17 protein-coding genes and 3 pseudogenes are annotated in these 17,488 nt (G+C 44.5%); 5 read left to right on the top strand and 15 right to left on the bottom strand.

From position 1 onward, the window contains the following. The 3 genes from Q0135_RS02315 to exbB form a co-directional block, all read right to left on the bottom strand. A partial coding sequence (locus Q0135_RS02315) for a hypothetical protein (protein WP_297987931.1) occupies positions 1-497 on the bottom strand: 497 nt, incomplete at its 3' end. After that, complete coding sequence (gene exbD / locus Q0135_RS02310; protein WP_297882886.1) at positions 494-877, bottom strand: TonB system transport protein ExbD; 384 nt, start codon at positions 875-877, stop codon at positions 494-496. The genes Q0135_RS02315 and exbD, both read right to left, overlap by 4 nt. Further along, positions 878-1,297 carry a TonB-system energizer ExbB gene (exbB, locus tag Q0135_RS02305; protein ID WP_040304198.1) on the bottom strand — a complete coding sequence of 140 codons (420 nt, stop codon included), beginning with the start codon at positions 1,295-1,297 and terminating at the stop codon, positions 878-880. It abuts the gene before it with no gap. Between the two features lie 284 nt (positions 1,298-1,581). Between exbB and Q0135_RS02300 the strand changes: the two genes are divergently transcribed. The 4 genes from Q0135_RS02300 to tsaD all read left to right on the top strand — a co-directional run bounded on the left by Q0135_RS02300 (position 1,582) and on the right by tsaD (position 6,778). Further along, positions 1,582-1,971: a Plug domain-containing protein gene (locus Q0135_RS02300; protein ID WP_297987928.1), complete on the top strand. Its 390-nt coding sequence runs from the start codon at positions 1,582-1,584 to the stop codon at positions 1,969-1,971. Between the two features lie 26 nt (positions 1,972-1,997). Continuing rightward, positions 1,998-3,650 (top strand): TonB-dependent receptor, encoded by a 1,653-nt coding sequence (locus tag Q0135_RS02295; RefSeq protein WP_297987927.1) that lies wholly within the window; start codon positions 1,998-2,000, stop codon positions 3,648-3,650. 363 nt (positions 3,651-4,013) lie between these two features. Further along, a complete protein-coding gene (gene creD / locus Q0135_RS02290) occupies positions 4,014-5,408 on the top strand; it encodes a cell envelope integrity protein CreD (RefSeq protein ID WP_297987925.1) in 1,395 nt (464 codons plus the stop codon). 362 nt (positions 5,409-5,770) lie between these two features. Beyond that, a complete protein-coding gene (tsaD, locus tag Q0135_RS02285) occupies positions 5,771-6,778 on the top strand; it encodes a tRNA (adenosine(37)-N6)-threonylcarbamoyltransferase complex transferase subunit TsaD (RefSeq protein ID WP_297987924.1) in 1,008 nt (335 codons plus the stop codon). A gap of 270 nt (positions 6,779-7,048) precedes the next feature. Here tsaD and Q0135_RS02280 read toward each other — a convergent pair whose 3' ends face one another. From Q0135_RS02280 to Q0135_RS02255, 6 genes and pseudogenes are all read right to left on the bottom strand, one after another. After that, positions 7,049-7,531 (bottom strand): hypothetical protein, encoded by a 483-nt coding sequence (locus Q0135_RS02280; RefSeq protein ID WP_297987923.1) that lies wholly within the window; start codon positions 7,529-7,531, stop codon positions 7,049-7,051. Between the two features lie 16 nt (positions 7,532-7,547). Further along, a complete protein-coding gene (locus Q0135_RS02275; RefSeq protein ID WP_297905384.1) occupies positions 7,548-7,754 on the bottom strand; it encodes a hypothetical protein in 207 nt (68 codons plus the stop codon). Positions 7,755-7,770: 16 nt separating this feature from the next. After that, the gene (locus Q0135_RS02270; protein WP_297987922.1) at positions 7,771-8,253 is read right to left on the bottom strand and encodes a hypothetical protein; all 483 of its coding nucleotides are present in this window, start codon (positions 8,251-8,253) and stop codon (positions 7,771-7,773) included. Between the two features lies 1 nt (position 8,254). Then, positions 8,255-8,701 carry a hypothetical protein gene (locus Q0135_RS02265; RefSeq protein WP_297987921.1) on the bottom strand — a complete coding sequence of 149 codons (447 nt, stop codon included), beginning with the start codon at positions 8,699-8,701 and terminating at the stop codon, positions 8,255-8,257. 326 nt (positions 8,702-9,027) lie between these two features. After that, positions 9,028-9,480 (bottom strand): annotated as a pseudogene (locus tag Q0135_RS02260) (7-cyano-7-deazaguanine synthase); the annotation flags it as partial. A gap of 504 nt (positions 9,481-9,984) precedes the next feature. Then, positions 9,985-10,239 (bottom strand): annotated as a pseudogene (locus tag Q0135_RS02255) (7-cyano-7-deazaguanine synthase); the annotation flags it as partial. A gap of 48 nt (positions 10,240-10,287) precedes the next feature. On the opposite strand from Q0135_RS02255, the gene ybeY reads away from it, so the two are divergent. Further along, entirely contained in the window at positions 10,288-10,947 is a 660-nt protein-coding gene (ybeY, locus tag Q0135_RS02250; protein WP_297987920.1) for an rRNA maturation RNase YbeY, read from the top strand. A gap of 216 nt (positions 10,948-11,163) precedes the next feature. Here the strand turns inward: ybeY and Q0135_RS02245 are convergent, their stop codons facing one another. The 6 genes and pseudogenes from Q0135_RS02245 to priA all read right to left on the bottom strand — a co-directional run. Next, positions 11,164-11,733: a hypothetical protein gene (locus Q0135_RS02245; RefSeq protein ID WP_297987919.1), complete on the bottom strand. Its 570-nt coding sequence runs from the start codon at positions 11,731-11,733 to the stop codon at positions 11,164-11,166. Positions 11,734-12,024: 291 nt separating this feature from the next. Beyond that, positions 12,025-12,639 carry a hypothetical protein gene (locus Q0135_RS02240; protein ID WP_297987918.1) on the bottom strand — a complete coding sequence of 205 codons (615 nt, stop codon included), beginning with the start codon at positions 12,637-12,639 and terminating at the stop codon, positions 12,025-12,027. A 176-nt stretch (positions 12,640-12,815) separates the two neighbouring features. Continuing rightward, positions 12,816-13,625: a hypothetical protein gene (locus Q0135_RS02235; RefSeq protein ID WP_297987916.1), complete on the bottom strand. Its 810-nt coding sequence runs from the start codon at positions 13,623-13,625 to the stop codon at positions 12,816-12,818. Positions 13,626-13,633: 8 nt separating this feature from the next. Continuing rightward, positions 13,634-14,281 carry a hypothetical protein gene (locus Q0135_RS02230; protein ID WP_297987914.1) on the bottom strand — a complete coding sequence of 216 codons (648 nt, stop codon included), beginning with the start codon at positions 14,279-14,281 and terminating at the stop codon, positions 13,634-13,636. Between the two features lie 337 nt (positions 14,282-14,618). Beyond that, on the bottom strand, positions 14,619-15,167 hold the full coding sequence (locus Q0135_RS02225; protein ID WP_297987913.1) for a hypothetical protein: 549 nt from the start codon (positions 15,165-15,167) through the stop codon (positions 14,619-14,621). A 642-nt stretch (positions 15,168-15,809) separates the two neighbouring features. Then, a pseudogene (priA, locus tag Q0135_RS11390) lies at positions 15,810-17,150 on the bottom strand (primosomal protein N'); the annotation flags it as partial. Between the last annotated feature and the right edge of the window lie 338 nt (positions 17,151-17,488).

Here is a 17,488-nt window from a genome sequence, read left to right as displayed (position 1 = left end):
CCGCTACCCAGAGAGATAGGCTTTGTCGGATCAAATTTCGCCGTTAAATTCTTATCGCTGCTTTGAACTTTATGCTCTTTTTTCGGCTTAGGTTTTTCGATCGGTTTTGGTTTTTCTACCGGCTTTGGCTTAGGCTTTTCGACCGGTTTTGGTTTTTCGACTACAGGCTCTGGTATAGGCTCCGGTTCAGGAATCGGCTCTGGCTCCGGTATTGGCTCCGGCTCAGGCGGAGTTGGTTCCGGTTCGGGCTCGGGCTCCGGCGGAGTGGGCTCTGGCTCAGGATCCGGTTCGGACTGATCGGAAGGAGGCGGGATATTGGGCTCATCGGAGATATCGCCCTGCTTGGCATCATCCATTATGCTATCGATGGAAAAAGCTATCATATCGGGCATGCTAGGCGGCTTCGGTGCCGACGATAAAAGAGCAAAAACACCCACAGCGATGATGCAATGCAGCACCAAAGATACGATGAAGCCTATTGCGCTATCTTTATTCATTGCTCTTTTTCGGTCACGATCGCAAATTTTTCATGGCCCGCCTTTTTTAGGACATCCATGATAGAAATGAAAGAGGCAAATTTCGAGTCTTTATCGTTTTTTAGCACGACAAGATCGTTTTTATCGAGAGCGGCAATTTTTTTCTCAAGCTCATCCTCGCTTATTGCGACATCGTCTAGATAAATTTTAGATTCGCTATCCACTTTGATGGTAACTTTTTTATCCTCTTGCGGGTTTTGCGAGCTTGAAGAAGATGGAAGATTTACCTTGATATGCCCCTGCGCAATGAAAGTCGAGACACTAAGCACGATCGCTAACAGCACCAGCATAATGTCAATGAACGGGACGATATTTAGCCCGTCTCGTCTAGGAATGCTCATTTATTTAACCTCATCGTAGCGGTTTAGAAGCACATCTACCTTGCGAACAAAGCCATTGTAGATGATGAGCGTAGGTACGGCGACGACTAGACCGGTAGCCGTAGCTTTAAGGGCAAGCGAGAGACCTTGCATGATAGCCTTGGTATCGATACCGCTTGCAGTACTCATATCAAAAAATGTGATCATAATGCCGATGACAGTACCTAAAAGACCGATGTACGGAGCATTTGAATAAACAATATAAAGTGTCGTTAAATTTTTTGTCAGAGCCTCTTCATATAGCGCCTTGCTTTTGTAATCGCTCGCCTTAACCTTCGAATAAAAAAGCAGCCTTTCGATAGTAAACCACACGACTAAAAAGCTCATAAATCCGAGGATCGCAAAGATAATGTAATCCACGTAATGCGCCAAAAATTCCATAATGCCCATAAGCTCTCCTTAAAAATTTTAAAAATTTTTATAAATTCAGCAAAGTGCCTTGCCAAAAAATGAGCGATTTTATCAAAAGTAGATTTAATTTTTACTAAAATTTTGATGATCGATATTTAAATTATATTTTATCATTTAGCTTTATTTAATGATAATAAAGCATTCGGTGATAGAATTTTAATGATTTTAAAATGTCTTGATAATTAATATAAAATAAAGGATTAATTTTATATTATTCGCCATTTTTTAATCTCATTATCATTTAGGAGTTTCGTATGAAAAAATTTTATCTGGCTTTGTCCTTGTGCGCGGTTCTTTGCTTAAGCGCACAAGCAGACGAGAAATCAAGCGCTACGGACGCGTCCAAAAGCAAGGATTCAAATACGCAAAGCCTAGGCGTAATCGAAGTTACTAGCGATTCTAGCACGCCTAGCACCGTGGATGATGTCAAAATCAATACTCGCAACGCTACGCTCATCAAAGATGTATTTCGCGACATCCCAGGCGTTTATGTGGGCGGCACCAACGGCATGAATCAAAAAATTTATATGCGCGGCGTGAGCGATCGCGGTCTAAATATCACGATTGACGGCGCGAAGCAAAACGGCAATACCTTTCATCACAACGCCGATTTACTAATCGATCCTGATCTTTCAAAGCCGTAGAGGTCGATGTAGGCGCGCGCTCAGTCGTGAACGGCTCGGGCGCTTTGGGCGGCTCAGTTGCCTTCAGGACGGTAGACGCTTCTGACATGCTTGAGGACGGTCAGGATATCGGCGCCAAGCTCAAAGTGGGCTATACGAGCAATAACGAAGGCTATTCGCAAAGTGCGATGCTCTACGGCAAAGCGTTTGATAGCCTAGATATGCTTGCTGCGTTTAAGCACTACGGATACGGCTTCGACGAATCGGGCAACGGCAAACCTACGGGCGGCGATGGCAACGATATAAATTATTTATTAAAAGCGGGCTATAGCTTTTTGGATTTTCATAAAATTTCGCTATCTACCGAACATATGCAGTATAAAGGCTTGTATCCTTTGCGCCCGGAATTCGGCTCATGGCTAAACGGGCAGCTGGATAACCGCAAATACGAGCGCGATACACACACGATCAAATACACGTATAATCCAAGCGACCTGCTAGAACTCGACATCACGGGATACTACACCAAGCATCAGCGCATCGGATCAACCTCGACAAATGTAAAATGGGGCGTCGAGACCAAGGGCGGCAAAATCGGCGCTAAGAGTAAATTTGAAACGGGCGATCTGGCTCATACGCTACGCTACGGCTTTGATTACTACCGCTCCGAAAACTACGTTAAGCCCGGCAATCTACGCCCCGAGAAGGTCGATAATTATAGCTTTTATATCGAGGATGCTATGCGCTACGGCGGGCTTACGGTAACTCCTGGCGTGCGCTACGAAAGGCACGAGCTAAAGACTTACAACGGTAGAGGCGCTAATATCTCTAGCTACAAATATAAATTTGACGAAGTAAGCCCCGCCTTGGCGCTTGATTACGAGATCGGCGCAGGATTTGGGGCGTTTGCGAGCTATGCGCGAGTATTTAGAGGACCTGACGTAATGGAGAGCATGATGGCTGCGGGTACTAGTCGCGGCAGACCGCTAAGCTGGATGGCCAATGAAAATTTAAAAGCCACTACGGGTAACGCCTACGAAATAGGCGGTCGCTACAAAAGCGAGCTAGGAGAGAATTCCTCGGTAAGCCTAACCGCTAAGTACTTCAGGACGGAGTATAAAAATCTCATCGTAGATAACAATGCGGCGGGCGGAATCGTCGGCTGCCCGGGAGGCGCGCAGGGCACCTTATGCAGGGCTAATGCAGGCGGTGCGGATATTGACGGCGTCGAGCTTTTCGCAAGATTAATATTAGATGATTTGAGCCTTGCTGCGGGTTACACCCACCAGCACGTAGAATATAAAGACCGCGTGCGCAGCGGCTCGGGCTATCTAAGCTCAAACATCATCGGCTACCGCGACTATGGCGATAAATACACCTTCAATGCCGAATACGCAATCTCTGTGGCGGATCTACTGCTGGGCTATAACTTGCTCTTTTTCAACTCCAAAAACGTAGCCTCCGCAAATAGCGACAAAAAAACAAAAGTGCCTAGCTACGCGGTTCACGATCTATATGTGACCTACGCTCCGGATAGCGGGCAATTTAAAGGGCTTGAGATCAACGCGGGCGTTTACAATCTCTTTGATAAAGCCTACGCGTCGCACTCGCAGCGCAGCGCCGATTTCACCGGTGATTCAAACGCTATCGACTGGGAGCCGGGACGAAATTTCAAGCTAAGCGTGGCGTATAAATTTTAAAGCTTACGCGAGATGACGGCACGAAATTTTGCACGCTAAAGCGGCGAAATTTTAAAAATTCAAAGCCCTTGGAATTTCAAAATTCCAAGGGCTTTATAAATTTGAAATTCCAAGGGCTTTGAATTTCAAGCTTTTAAATTCTACTAACAAAAATTTTTCTCGTAAAATTCTTGCGAATAGCAAAATTCTCATTCAAAATAGAATTCTAGCTTGCGGCGAAATTCCCAAAATTCAAAGCGATATCCGCAGCGCTTCACATCCGAAACTCGTTTAGAATTTATAAAATTCCTCCCGCTTCAAGCGCCGTCCGTTTACTCTTCATCGTTAAAATTCTGTTTTAAATTCTACTTAAAAGGAGAGCCTTTGTTAAATTATACTAAAAACGCCATCCGAGGGGCGTTTTGGACGAAACCCTTCATCGTTTTAGTGCTGCTTTTGCTGCTGCTAATCCCGCTAAGCTTTATCGATAACCTCACCTACTCGCGCTCCGAAACCAAGCAGCTCGCGCAGGATTCAATCCTCACGCCGGTGGGTGGTGAGCTGCAAATCCAGGGCCTTGCGATCGTAGTGCCCTACGCAGAGATAATCGAAGCGATAGACAAAAGCAACAACGAGCTCGTAAAAAGGCGCGTAGAGAAAAATTTCATCATCGTGCCTAAAAACTACTCCCTTGCGGCGGAGATCGACCCCACCTATCTAAAGCGCGGGATTTTTCGCGTTCCGATATATAACGGCGACTTTGCGCTTAAGGCGGACTTTGAGGCGATAAACTATACCGAGCTCGGCGTCGATCCTGCGCGGCTAAATTTCGACGAAGCCGTGCTAGTGCTCGGCGTAGGCAATCAAAAATCCTTCACCGCCTCCCCCGCTTTAAGCTTAAACGGCAAGGAGCTTAAGCAATATCACGGAAACACTGAAGCTAAAATTTTCGATCGGAGTTTAATCTACAAGCTCCCCGCTTCCGCGCTGTCGTCTGATTTTAGCATCAGCGGTACGCTTAAAATCCAAGGCGGCGAGGCACTTCATCTAGCTCCGATCGCGCAAAATAGCCGTTTTGAAATTAGCTCTACTTGGGCATCGCCTAGCTTTGGCGGCGGCTTTATCGCCAAATCGCGCGAGGTAAGCGCTAGCGGTTTTAAAGCTTCGTGGGAAGTTACAGGCTTAGCCGCAGGCATTGCTCCTGCGTGGCTTGCAGATCAAGATGACCGCGTCGCTATGACGAACTGGCGCAGCAACGACGATAGAAATGACGCCGTAAGCATCGGCTTCATCGAGCCTGTGAATAACTACTCGCTGATTAAGCGCTGCACGGATTACGCTCTGTTATTTTTAGCGGTGCCGTTTTTAGCGATCTTTTTGTGCGAGGTTTACACTCACGAGCGCATCCACCCGATCCAGTATCTACTCATCGGGCTTGAGGACGTCGTTTTTTACCTGCTGGTGCTTTCGCTCTCCGAACACATCGGCTTTGCGATCAGCTACGCCATCTCGGCGATCGCGGTCAGCGCGATAGTATTTTTCTACGCGAGCGCGATTTTTAAAGGCGCGCGCTGGGGCATTTTCATCACTTGCGTTCAGCTCGTTTCATATGCGATCCTCTATGTCATCTTAAATTCCGAAGACTACGCCCTATTAATGGGAAGTCTGATGATCTTTGCGGTGATTTCGCTCGTTATGTATTTTACGCGCAAGCTCGATTGGTACGATACGGCGATCCCAAGCGGCGAGAAAAAACAGGAGCAAGAGCCCGAAATTTAGCCTTTAAATTTACCGCTAAATTTAATCGTAACGGCCTTTGGAGCTTTAAATCCAAAGGCCTTTTTAAATTTGCCCGCTAAATTTCAACTGCCAAAATTTCATCTATTTAAAATTTATCCGCCGCGGCAGATACGGAGCGCATCGTAGCGGCAAACATGGTGTGGTGGCGGCGCGTTTTAAATTTAATTCCGCTAGCGTACCGCGACCGAGCCGAACGGCGAATTTTAAAATTTAGCCCCGCGAGCGGAAGTATGTCGCGATAAAGACAAAATTTAAAGCGCGCCGTTTTAAATTTTAAAATTTCATCCGCGCCGCAGAGCCGATTTTTGAGTATAATGAGCGAAAAATTTTAAGGATTTTGTGTGATACTTGCTATTGAGAGCAGCTGCGACGACAGCTCGGTCGCGGTGATGGATGAGCGCAGTTTCGAGCTGAAATTTTACGAAAAAATAAGCCAGGAGGCCGATCACGCCAAATACGGCGGCGTCGTGCCCGAGCTTGCCGCGAGGCTGCATACGGAGGCGCTGCCGCGGATTTTGCAGCGCGCAAAGCCCTATTTTAGCGAGCTTAGCGCCGTCGCAGCGACCAATACCCCGGGGCTCAGCGTGAGCCTGATCGGCGGCGTGAATATGGCAAAAGCGCTCGCGCTCGCGCTAAATTTGCCACTCATCGGCGTAAATCATCTCATAGGCCACGTTTACTCGCTGTTTTTAGGCGGCGAGGCGCGATTTCCGATGGGCGTTTTGCTCGTTAGCGGCGGGCATACGATGGTTTTGGATATCGACACTGCGGGGGGTATCGAAATTTTAGCGACCACCGGCGACGACAGCTTCGGCGAGAGCTTCGATAAGGTCGCCAAAATGCTAGGTCTTGGTTATCCGGGCGGCGCACTCATCGAGGAGCTCGCAAAAGGGGGCGAGCCGCGGTTTGAGCTGCCCGTGCCGCTGAAGGGCGATAGGCGGCTAGAGTATAGCTTTTCGGGGCTTAAAAACGCCGTGCGCGTGCAGATCGAAAAGCTAAAAGAGGCGGGCGAGCTAGATGAGCGGGCGATGCGCGATCTGGCGCGCTGCTTTGAGGACGCGGCGTGCGCGCACATACTGGATAAATTGCAGCGGGTCTTTGAGCTGCGCCGATTTGCGCGCTTCGGCGTCGTGGGCGGAGCAAGCGCAAACCTGCATCTGCGCGGGCTTTTGACGGATTTGTGCGAGCGGGCGGGCTGCGAGATACTTTTCGCGCCGATGAAATTTTGCTCCGACAACGCCGCTATGATCGCGCGCGCGGCGATAGAAAAGCTGCGTAAAAAGGAATTTACGGCACCCGCAGAGCTTGAGATCATCCCGCATCTAAATCTACGCTCGGCGTTTGAGTGAAATTTTAAAATTTACAAATAGTCTGCGTCCGCTAGCGGTTTCTTACGCGCTGGGCGTTTGAATAAAATTTTATCTCGCGCTCGCTCACGGTTGGATTTTGGATTAAATTCGCTTTAAATTTACATATCGCGCTTGAAGCTCGCGCCACGTTTTGCTAAACTCCTTTCGTGCTCGCACCGCCATCGGTACCGCTAACGTTGCACGTCCTTGTCGCTTGCAATATCTGCTAAAATTTGATCGGCTTTGTTAGCTTGTCGTTTTTATCCTTTCTTAATCATGCAGAAAAGTTACGACTTCATGTTTTTTTGGCAGGAACTTTCTACCGTGTATGCCACTTTCGCCATATTCTATCAAAGCTTCATTAAGCACTTTATAGAGCTCATCTAACGAAATTCCGTCAAGACTAGAATTGATATTTTCCAGCTTATATTTGATAAAAAACGGGTTGTCCACGAGCATTTTACTCGTAGTTTCGTCATAAATTCGCCTTATATTAAGCTCGATAACATTACCCTTATAACATAAAATATAAATCTCCTCGCCCGTAAATCCATCTCGTGGATCCGGCAAGTGCGGATCACACACAAAGATAAACCAAATATCCCTCTGCCTATCGATGACCCAATCAAGCTGCTCTATACGTTGATCGCCCAATGGAAGTTCACCAAAATTTGCTCTGGAGCTATTTACTATGTCAATAACTCCATATTTCTTAATATCCTCTTTAGAAATATATTCCGCAACAAACGCCATTTTCTACTCCTTAAATTTAATATTTAATTATATCTACGACATATTTATATTCGCTTATATGCTCGTAGATATCGCCTTCGCTTTTAATGCCTAGTCTCCCAACCATATCGTTTAGAAAAAATTTCTCAAAATTTTCAGCGGTTACCTTGGCGCCGCTACTGGTGCGCACATCCTTGTCATTCGCTATATCTGCCAAAATCTTCTTTGCTTGTTCATTTGTCATTTTTTATCCTTTATATTTAATCGTGCAAAAAAGTTACGACTTCATGATCTTTTGGAACATATTCCCTATTTTCAATACCGCCGCTACCATACTCAGACAAGGCTTCATTTAAAATTTTATAAAGCTCGTCTATCGAAATATCCCCAACATCAGAATTTACGCTTTGGAATTTATATTTGACCTTAAATGGATTTTCCGTGAAATATTTACTCGTTGTCTCATCATAAATTCGCCTTATATCAAGCTCGATTTCTCTACCTTTATAATAAAGCAGCCAAATCTCCTCTCCGGTATATCCGTCTCTTGGATCAGGCAGATGCGGGCTACAAACAAAGATAAGCCAAATATCTCTTTGCCTGTCGATGACCCAGTCTAACCACTTCATTTGATAGGGTTTTTGTGGATTATAATGATATTTTGCCAAGCACTGATCTACACGATTTATAATATCATATTTCTCAATATCCTCTTTAGAGATATATTCTGCTACGAATGCCATTTTATTTTTCCTTTCTTACATCTATTAACGCTACACTAAAATCATCCTTATCCTCCCAGCCTGGTCTAAATTTAAAATCAATCAAAATATCTCTCAATATTTTAATAACTTCATTATCTGGAATAATAGAATTTATAACATTTACCTTGATAATTTTCCACACCCTTTGAAATTTGCGTCCATCCACTTCTTGATCATATTCGTAGTCCAAAAGAATATCTAAATTATTTCCTTGAATATAAAGCCTCCATAGCTTTTTGCTCCCATAACCATAATCATACCCTTCATTTGGTAGTCTTTTAATTAAAAGAAACCAAATATCTTTTTGTCTATCAACAACAAAATTTCTAGGTAGTTCTTCATGATACGGACTATATTGATAAAAAATTTTGCTCAACCCGTACTTCTCATCATCCTCTTTGGTGATGATTGCATTTTCAAACGCCATTCTCCACTCCTTAAAATTTAATTCTCGGATTATACCGCGATATGTTTATATCCGCCTGCGCGCTACTAAATATAAGCATAGGAGTTAAATTTATAATTAACTTTTGCTTTGAACCGTGCGCAACGCTCTCGTTAAAATTTTTAAAATTTCAAAGCGTAGTTTAAATTTACAGCCGCGGCTCGGCGCGCGCCAAAGCACAAGCCGCCGCCGTATGTTTGAAATCCCGCCACAAATCGTGCGGCGCTACGTATTCAAAACCCGCGCATATCAGGCGCTGCGATGACACGTCGAGCTACGCGGGCTCGGTAAATTTCGCCGCGGCACGTCTAAATTTTTATCGCGTAGGGGATTTTATCTTTCGCGCCGGCGCCTGCAAAGCCTTTAAGCCGCAGCAGGCAGCTGTCGCAAAGCCCGCACGCAGCGTCCTCGCGCTCGTAGCAGCTCCACGTAAGCTCTAACGGCACGCCGATTTCAAGCGCCAGCGAAACGATCTGCGCCTTGCTAAGGTGCACGAGCGGGGTTTTGATACGCGGATGGAAGTCGCGGCTCGTACCCAGATCGAGCGCTCGCTCAAACGCGCCGATGAAGCCCGCGCTGCAGTCTGGGTAGCCGCTACTATCCTCCTGCACCACGCCGATGAAGATCGCGTCGCAGCGCTCCTTCTCGGCAAGGGCGGCGGCGACGCTCAAAAACACGCCGTTGCGAAACGGCACGTAGGTGCTCGGCAGATCCGAAAACACACTCTCGCCGCTTGGCAGTGAAATTTTATCGCTTTGACTTGGCGGTAAAATTTGATTGTTTTGGCTTTGTGGTAAAATTTCACCCTCTGTGTGCTTGGGTGGAATTTTATCGCCCTGCTGCGGCTCAGCCCCGCTTTGAGGTAAAATTTCGCCGTCTTGCGGTGAAATTTTGTCGTCGCGGGCTAAAATTTTGCCGCCTTGAGTCGAAATTTTACTGCCTTGCGGTGAAATTTCATTGTCCCCGAGTGAAGTTTCACCGCCTTGGGTTAAAATTTCACCGCTCTGCACGCAGCCGCTATTTCGCGCCAAATCTGCATCAAGCATAGCGTCCGCAGGGCTCGCCGAGAAATTTGACGCGGTAAAATTTTGCCCGCTAATCTCGGCATTAATAGAATTTGCTGCAATAGAATTTTGCCTGTCTAGTTCGGCGACGGAATTTGCCTCGATAGAATTTTGCCCTTCTAGGCGGGTGCTCTTGGAATTTGTCGCGCTATCAATCTCGGTGCCGGTAAAATTTGCCGCGCCGCGAAGCTCCGCCGCGCCCTTTCTGATCGGCAAAGCGCCGTCCGTAAGGGCGTTACCGCCGATCTGCGCGATTAAGCAAGCGTCTAAAACGAACCTCTTTGCGACCCCTAAATCGTCGCAAATTTTACCGAAGCACTCGCGCTCCTTGCCCATCGTGCGCTGATCGTAGTCAAAATGCAGCGCCACGATCTCATAACCTTCGCGCTTTGCGATATAGGCGCAGGTCGCGCTGTCCATGCCGCCGCTGATCACGCATAAAGCTCTCATTTTCATCCTTTTTTTGCTAAAATTATACGAAAATTTTATAAAAGAGGGGTAAAAATGATACTTTGCGAGCAGCCCTATCCCGAAATTTTGGACGCTATCGCGGCGGAGCTGGGCGGCGGGAGCGTCGAGCTAATTTTCGTGCGCGGCGAGGAGATGCGGCAGCTAAATGCGCAAACGCGCGGCATCGATAAGGCGACCGACGTGCTGAGCTTCCCACTCGATCCTGCGGCGTTTGCAGGCTTCGGCGAGGATTTTAGCGAAGAGAATTCCGCGAATGAAAACAGCGGCGATAAAAATTTAGACGCTGTGAATTCCGCTGGCGAAAATACAGGCGTCGCGAATTCCGCTAGTGAAAATACAAGCGCCGCAAATTCTGCGAGTGAAAATTCCAATACCATAAATTCTGAAAATTCCGAGGGCGAAAGTTCTGGCGATGAAAATTTAAAGAATGAGAATTTTGGCGTCGGGAATTTCGCCCCCGCGCTGCTCGGCTCGGTCGTGATAAATTTAGACCTCGTAGAGCTGAAAGCCGCGCAACTTGGGCACGGCAGGGATGACGAGACGGCGCTGCTTTTTACGCACGGCTTGCTGCACGTGCTAGGTTACGATCACGAAAGCGACGACGGGCAGATGCGCGCCAAAGAGTGCGAGATCATCGAGAAATTTCGCCTTCCAAAAAGCCTGATCGTGCGAACGGAGGGAAACGAGGAGTAAGCGCTGCGGATAGCAAGCTGCGCGGTAAGCTCTATATGGATCACGAAGTAAAGTTTATATTCGAGCAATAAATTTGAAGTGTCGAGGCATGAGTGAGAAAAATTTTGCGATATATATTAAAAAAGTTTATTTGACGTTAGCAGAATGAATTCCTGCGCGTATTTTTAAGTAGAATTCTTATCGCATCAGATATTGCGGAAACGTTATACGACATATTTATGCCCCTTTTAATGAATTTTTATATGCTTTATTTAGTTGAAAAAATGTAAAAAATAAAACTAGCGCCAAGATAATTCCGCTGAATAAAAAGAGTTTTTGTTCAAAGAAATTTTGCCTAAGATCAACTTCGATGATTACTTTATTATCACAATCTCCAAATTCTACGATATGAAGATTGATCATTTTTAAGATTACGCATTTATTATTAATGTATCTACTAAATATAAAATCACAAAAGTATTTTTCTTCATAGTCGTATTTGTTTGTATCAATATGAAAGTCGATAAATTCCCAAGAAAAGATTTTGCCATTTCCCGCTACGGATATCTTGCAACCATTACCGCTTTTATAACTATGAAATCTAAAAAATTTCTCTACTGTTCCGGAGAAAATATATGGATTTTGTAAGGACTTCTCACTAGGTGCAACTGCATAAGCAGCTAAAAAACATATAGGCATAAGAACCATAGAAAATACGGCAATCATAGCTAAAAAATTATGCTTTTTAGCAAAGCCGAATTTGATTAGATCATTACAATAATCCACGTAACGAAGCGGATTTTTCATTGTGTTCCTTTAAATAAACATAGATGGTAGCCCAAAAAGCGCATGCTATCGCAAGTTCGGTAATTAGACTTAGCGGCTACCCTCGATATCAGCAAAGTGCGAATGGGCGCACAAAATCTAACTGCATTTTCATTAAATTTCAAATTATATTTACGATATATTGTATTGTGCAGCGGATTAAATGCTGCTTAATATTTTTATTACAAACGCAAAATAAAAAGCCTAGAAACAAAGGTTTGTACGAACTAGCTTCTACATCGCAATTATCAAATACCTTTTCTTGCAGCCCTCTTAATATTTAAGGCCGCTATCTTTCGTAGTAAAATAAATTTTTACATTCGAAAAAATAGGCAAATCTTGTAAATTCTCTAGTTCTACCTTATACATACCTTTTTGTAAGGGCGTGCAGGCGATCGTCGCACTATATGCGTCATAGTGTTTCTCGCCCCTATAAATACTCGTTTGCATATACGCGGGGCGTAAATTCCTCACCTCTGCAAACACGGGTTTTAACTTATAATAAAAATACTCCTTTCCGCGTCCAAATTTATTCGGCTCATTATCTATTTTGTATATCTTTAGACTTAGCGGTATTTTGGTACCGCGCAGCAGCGTTTCGTTCACGTCGTATTCCCCTCCTATATACGTATTTGCGAACTCATCATCCAAGAGCTTCATATCTCTATCGTAATCGTATGAGACAAAATCCAAAGTAAAATATCTACAAATTTTATCATCTTTGTTATTTATATATAATTCCGCTTTATTGCCGGCTTTAGTTAAATTTATATCGGTAAATTCCATAGGAATGCGCGGCTTAATTATCAAATAATTTATAAGCTCCTCCGCCACATAACAAAACAAAATAGACGTCGCTATTATAAAAATAAATTTTAATACTCTCATATTGCTCCATTTATAGGCATTTTAGCGGATTTATCCTTTCGCTTTAAGCATAATAGATTTTATTCACATTCATGAATATATGGATCTTTTAGGGTAAATTCGCCATGATCTCCCAACCAAAATTTTGCATACTTAAAGTTATCAACGGCAACTGAATGCATTGCATGTTTTACTCGTTAATGGTAAATTTTCGTATTTAAATACAAATTTCTACAAACGGATGTTTGCGAAACTTTGTCTTTAAATTTGCTAATTTTAATAAAAACCGCTTTAAGACCGTTTATTAAATTTACGGAATCGATAAAAAGTAGATAATCTTCGCTCTTATATTTTATCGGTCCGAAATAAATCAGGGTATCTCCTGCGATCTTGTTTCGATAATCCTCAAAATCTGCCCTGCTATAATATGAATCGTATGAGGGGTCTTTTATAATTTTACTGCACTCTTGCGGATCTAGAATATACATAAAATTTGCAAAAGACATCTCGTATTGCCGAAAATCTTCTCTATACGTCATAATATACAAAAGCTTATTATCAAATTTATATAACGTAAATCCTCTCCCGCTAAAGCCGTCTCTAATCGTTGTATTCATATCCATATACCAGCAATCGCCCATATTTTTCTTTAAAACGGGGTTATTGTAATCCGTCGTATCAAAAACCAGAGGTTTGATTATATTTATATTTTTCCATTCGAATAGATCATCGTAAAAGTCGTTGCAGAAGTCTCTTTCTTTTGATAAATGCTCTTCATACTCTTTTTTGAGCGTTGCATTTCTATCTATTTGCCAAAAGCTAACGGTTTTTCCGTTGAAAGTGGTTTCTCCTTCTACCATACCGGAAGGATTGTTTCTTACTACTTTCCTATCATTAGCTTTCCATAAAGCTATTTTTAAATCAAAAGGAATTTCCGTATCGCTTACATCGTTTGCATTCGCAAATAGTACGAATGCGATCATTAAGATGAAAATATGAACCCACATAACCGCCCCTATCGATAAAGCTTCGTATTTACGTATGAATTGCTACAAACAGGCATTTGTAAAATACCGTCTTTAAATTTCCTGATTGTGACGTTGAATAGTTGTCCGCTATCCGTATTGTCAAAATCTATGAAAAGTAGATAGTCTATATCTTTATAACGTATCGGTTCGGCATAAAACAGACGCCGTTTATATATGATATTGCCTGGAATCTCCAAATTTACCCTGCTACGAGGATCTTTTGTGATTTTACTACACTCTTTGGGATCTAAAATGTAAGCAAGATTTGCGAAATCATCCGTCTGATATATATAAGGAGTGGTTTTATAAATCATAATATACAAAAGCTTATTATCAAATTTATATAATGTAAATCCGCGCCCGCTAAAGCCGTCTTTAATCGTTTTATTCATATCCATATACCAGCAATCGCCCATATTTTTCTTTAAAACTGGGTTGTTGTAATCCGTCGTATCAAAAACCAGTGGGTTTATTATATTTATATTTTTCCACTCGAACAGATCATCGTAAAAGTCGTTGCAGAAGTCTCTTTCTTTTGATAAATGCTCTTCATATTCTTTTTTGAGCGTTGCATTATCTTCTATCGTAAAAAAATAAAAACTCTTGCCGTTAAAGGTAGTTGCACCCCGGATCATAGGTTCGTGAAGAGCTTTTCTTACAACTTTTTTATCTTGAATTTTCCATAAAATAGGTTCCAGTTGCCATGGCATCGATGGATGCTTTATATCATCCGTTTTTGCGAACGATACGGCAAACAAGATCGCTAAAATAAAACGAACTTGCATCCCTCACTCCTTAAAATGAGCTTTTGAAGCCTTAAAAGCGTTTTTCATTACTAACATTATACGCTTATACAACATAATTACTTAATCAAAGTATAAAATATATTATCATATCCGCACAAATATGAATTTATGCATATACCGCCGATCTATACGGCAGGCTTTCAGTGTTTAAAATTACCGATCAAGTTTATTCACACTCATGAATGTATGGATCTTTTAGGGTAAATTCGCCATGATCTCCCAACCAAAACGTCGCATGCTCAAAATTATCAATCGCAAATGTCGCATGGTGCTCGCTATACACTCTGCGCGATCTGCATTTTTTGCCTTTGTAATCATAATGATCTGCGAGCTTTTTATAAAACTCGATGCTTTCGTTATCAAAATTATAGCCCAGCGCGATATCTTGATTTCGCCCGTCGTAAAAATGGATATAATCGAAATCGAGGTTGTAATAAACCTTGCAATGACCATTTTCGCCGTTTATTATGGCATCGCTGCAATATTTTTCTAATTTTAATTTCTCTTTTTCAAACTCATGCCGTAGCTTGGTTTGCTCTAGCGGGTCTAAATTTTGTGTTTTCTCAGTAAAAAATTCCTCTTCATACCTAAGCGCCTTTTGCAATAAAATAGCCGCATATTCGGCTCTTTTGGAATAAAAATATAGAAAATAGGAGGTGTATAACATAAAGATAAAACCCGCAAAAATCATAAAATTTCTAAGTAGTTTTTTCAAATCGTTGCCTTTATAAATTATAAGACGGCAAGACCTACCGCCGCCAAAATCTATTTTCTTACCTCAATTCATCGGCGTATCGCGTAAAATTCTGCGGGTCAAATTTATAGAATAAAATTTACCAAATCGCGCTTAGCCGAAGCTTACGGGATCCATATCGATCTCGACGGGCAGATGCTCAAGCGTGCGCGCAGCGTTAATCAGCGGCACGTGCGAGCTAGCGCGCAGCAGAATTTCAAAGCGAAATTTCGACGCGATATAGGCGATGCCCGCCTTGCCGTAGCCGATGATCTCAAAGCTCTCGCTCGCCTTCTCTTTCAAATGCTGCGCGGAATTTTCGGCAGTATTTTCGGCCGCTAAATTTATAAAATTTTGCGCGGCGCCGTTTCTTTCGAGCTTTAAATTTACGCTGTCTGCGCCTGCGTCACAAGCTGAAATTTGCGCAGCATTTTTTAAATTTGAAGCGTTTTGGCGGTTTAAATTTACATCGCTCGCGCGCAGATCCGAGCTTTGAAATTTAAAATTTGATATTTGCTTATCGCCCTGCTGCGCAGAATTTCCTAAATTTAAAGCGCTTAAATTTGCTCTCCTCGCGTCCAGCCCGTCATGCGATGCAAACGCGCTACCTCTCGCCTGTTTGCGACGCAAAAGCTCAAGCGCGGCGTTCATTATCTCGCTCGCCGCCTTTTCATTTTTATGCGAGATCAGCACGCGCAAAAGCCGCATATACGGCGGATAGAGCCCCTCGCGAAACTCCGCCTCGTCGCGCAAAAAATCATCGTAGTTTTCGATATAATCCCTAAAAAAGCCGCTCTGGCGCGTCTGTATGACGACCCTGCCCTGCCCCGAGCGGCCCGCGCGGCCAGCCACTTGCATCGCAAGCGCTAGCGTCTTTTCGCGCGCCCTAAAATCGGGATAGCTCAGATGCTCGTCGATCCCCATTATCACCGCAAGATCCACGCCGTGGTAATCGTGCCCCTTGCTAAGCATCTGCGTGCCTACCAAAATGTCGATTTTATGGGCGTTGAAGTTATTGAGCAGCGCCTCTAGCTTGCGCTGCGTGGTGATCTCGTCGCGATCAAATTTTGCGATGCGGGCGCTTGGGAAACGCGCCGCAAGCTGTGCCGCAAGCTCGCCGGTGCCGATCTTGCGCGCCTGCATCACCTCGCCGCCGCAGTTTTCGCAAGACGCCCTGTAAAACGTGCTAAAGCCGCAGTAATGGCACTTCAGCGCCGCAGCGTCCGCGTGATAGCTCATCCCGACGGCGCAAAACGGGCAGCGCACGATCTGCCCGCAGTTTTCGCAGACCATATATTTGTAGTTCGCGCGCGTCGGCAAAAACACGACCGCCTGCTTGCCGGCTTCGAGGCTGCGCCCGATCTCGGTTAAAATTTTGGGACTCAGCCCCGTCTCGCTCTCATCGAAAATGAAGCGCTTGGCGCTGCTAAAGTAAGTGCCGCGCAGGCGGAAGTGCGGCTGCTTCGCGTAGGTGCTAAGCGCGGGCGTCGCGGAGCCCAAAACCACGCGGATGCCAAGCTTTTTGCCGACGAAAATCGCGGCGTCGCGGGCATTTAGGCGCGGCGCGGCGGCGGATTTGTAGCTGTCGTCGTGCTCCTCGTCCACGACGATGAGACCCAGATCGCTAAAGGGCAAAAACAGCGCCGAGCGGGCACCCGCGATGAGCCGGATCTCGCCTGCGTTAAATTTCGCTAGAATTTCACGCTTGTTTTTGGGCGAAATTTTGGAGTGCCAGACGCCGAGCCGCTCGCCGAAATAGCTCTGTAGCCGCTTCGTCATCTGCGGCGTTAGCGAAATCTCGGGCATCAAAAACAGCGCCTGCTTGCCAGCAGCAAGCGCCTGTGCGATCAGCGCGATATAAATTTCGCTCTTGCCGCTGCCCGTATCGCCGAAGATCAGCGACGTCTCGTTGGCTTCAGCAAATTTACGCGCTTGCTCCTGCGCGGGGGTGAGGTTTGGAATTTTACCTATTTGAAGTGGAGATAGCGACGAAGCGGGAGTTTGTGTCGCAGCGTCGAAATTTTGAATTGAAATGGAATTTTGCGCTGAAGTAGAATTTTGAATCGAAACGAAATTCTCTCCCTCGGTAAAATCCCGCTCTTGGATAGAATTTTGCGCGATGGCGGAATTTTGTTTGTGTGCAGGATCGGGTTCGGCAGCAAAATTTATGGCGGTCTTCATGGCGGCAGAATTTTGAATCAATGCGAAATTTTGAATTGAGGCGGAATTTTGCTCATCGACAAAGTCCCTCTCTTGGATAGAATTCTGAGCGGAGGTAGAATTTGACGCTAAATTTTGCGAGG

Source organism: uncultured Campylobacter sp. (assembly GCF_937981295.1).
In the GTDB taxonomy this organism is placed as follows: Bacteria; Campylobacterota; Campylobacteria; order Campylobacterales; family Campylobacteraceae; genus Campylobacter_B.
Note: the sequence above shows the minus strand (reverse complement) of the source record. Positions and strands in the feature narration are given on the sequence as shown.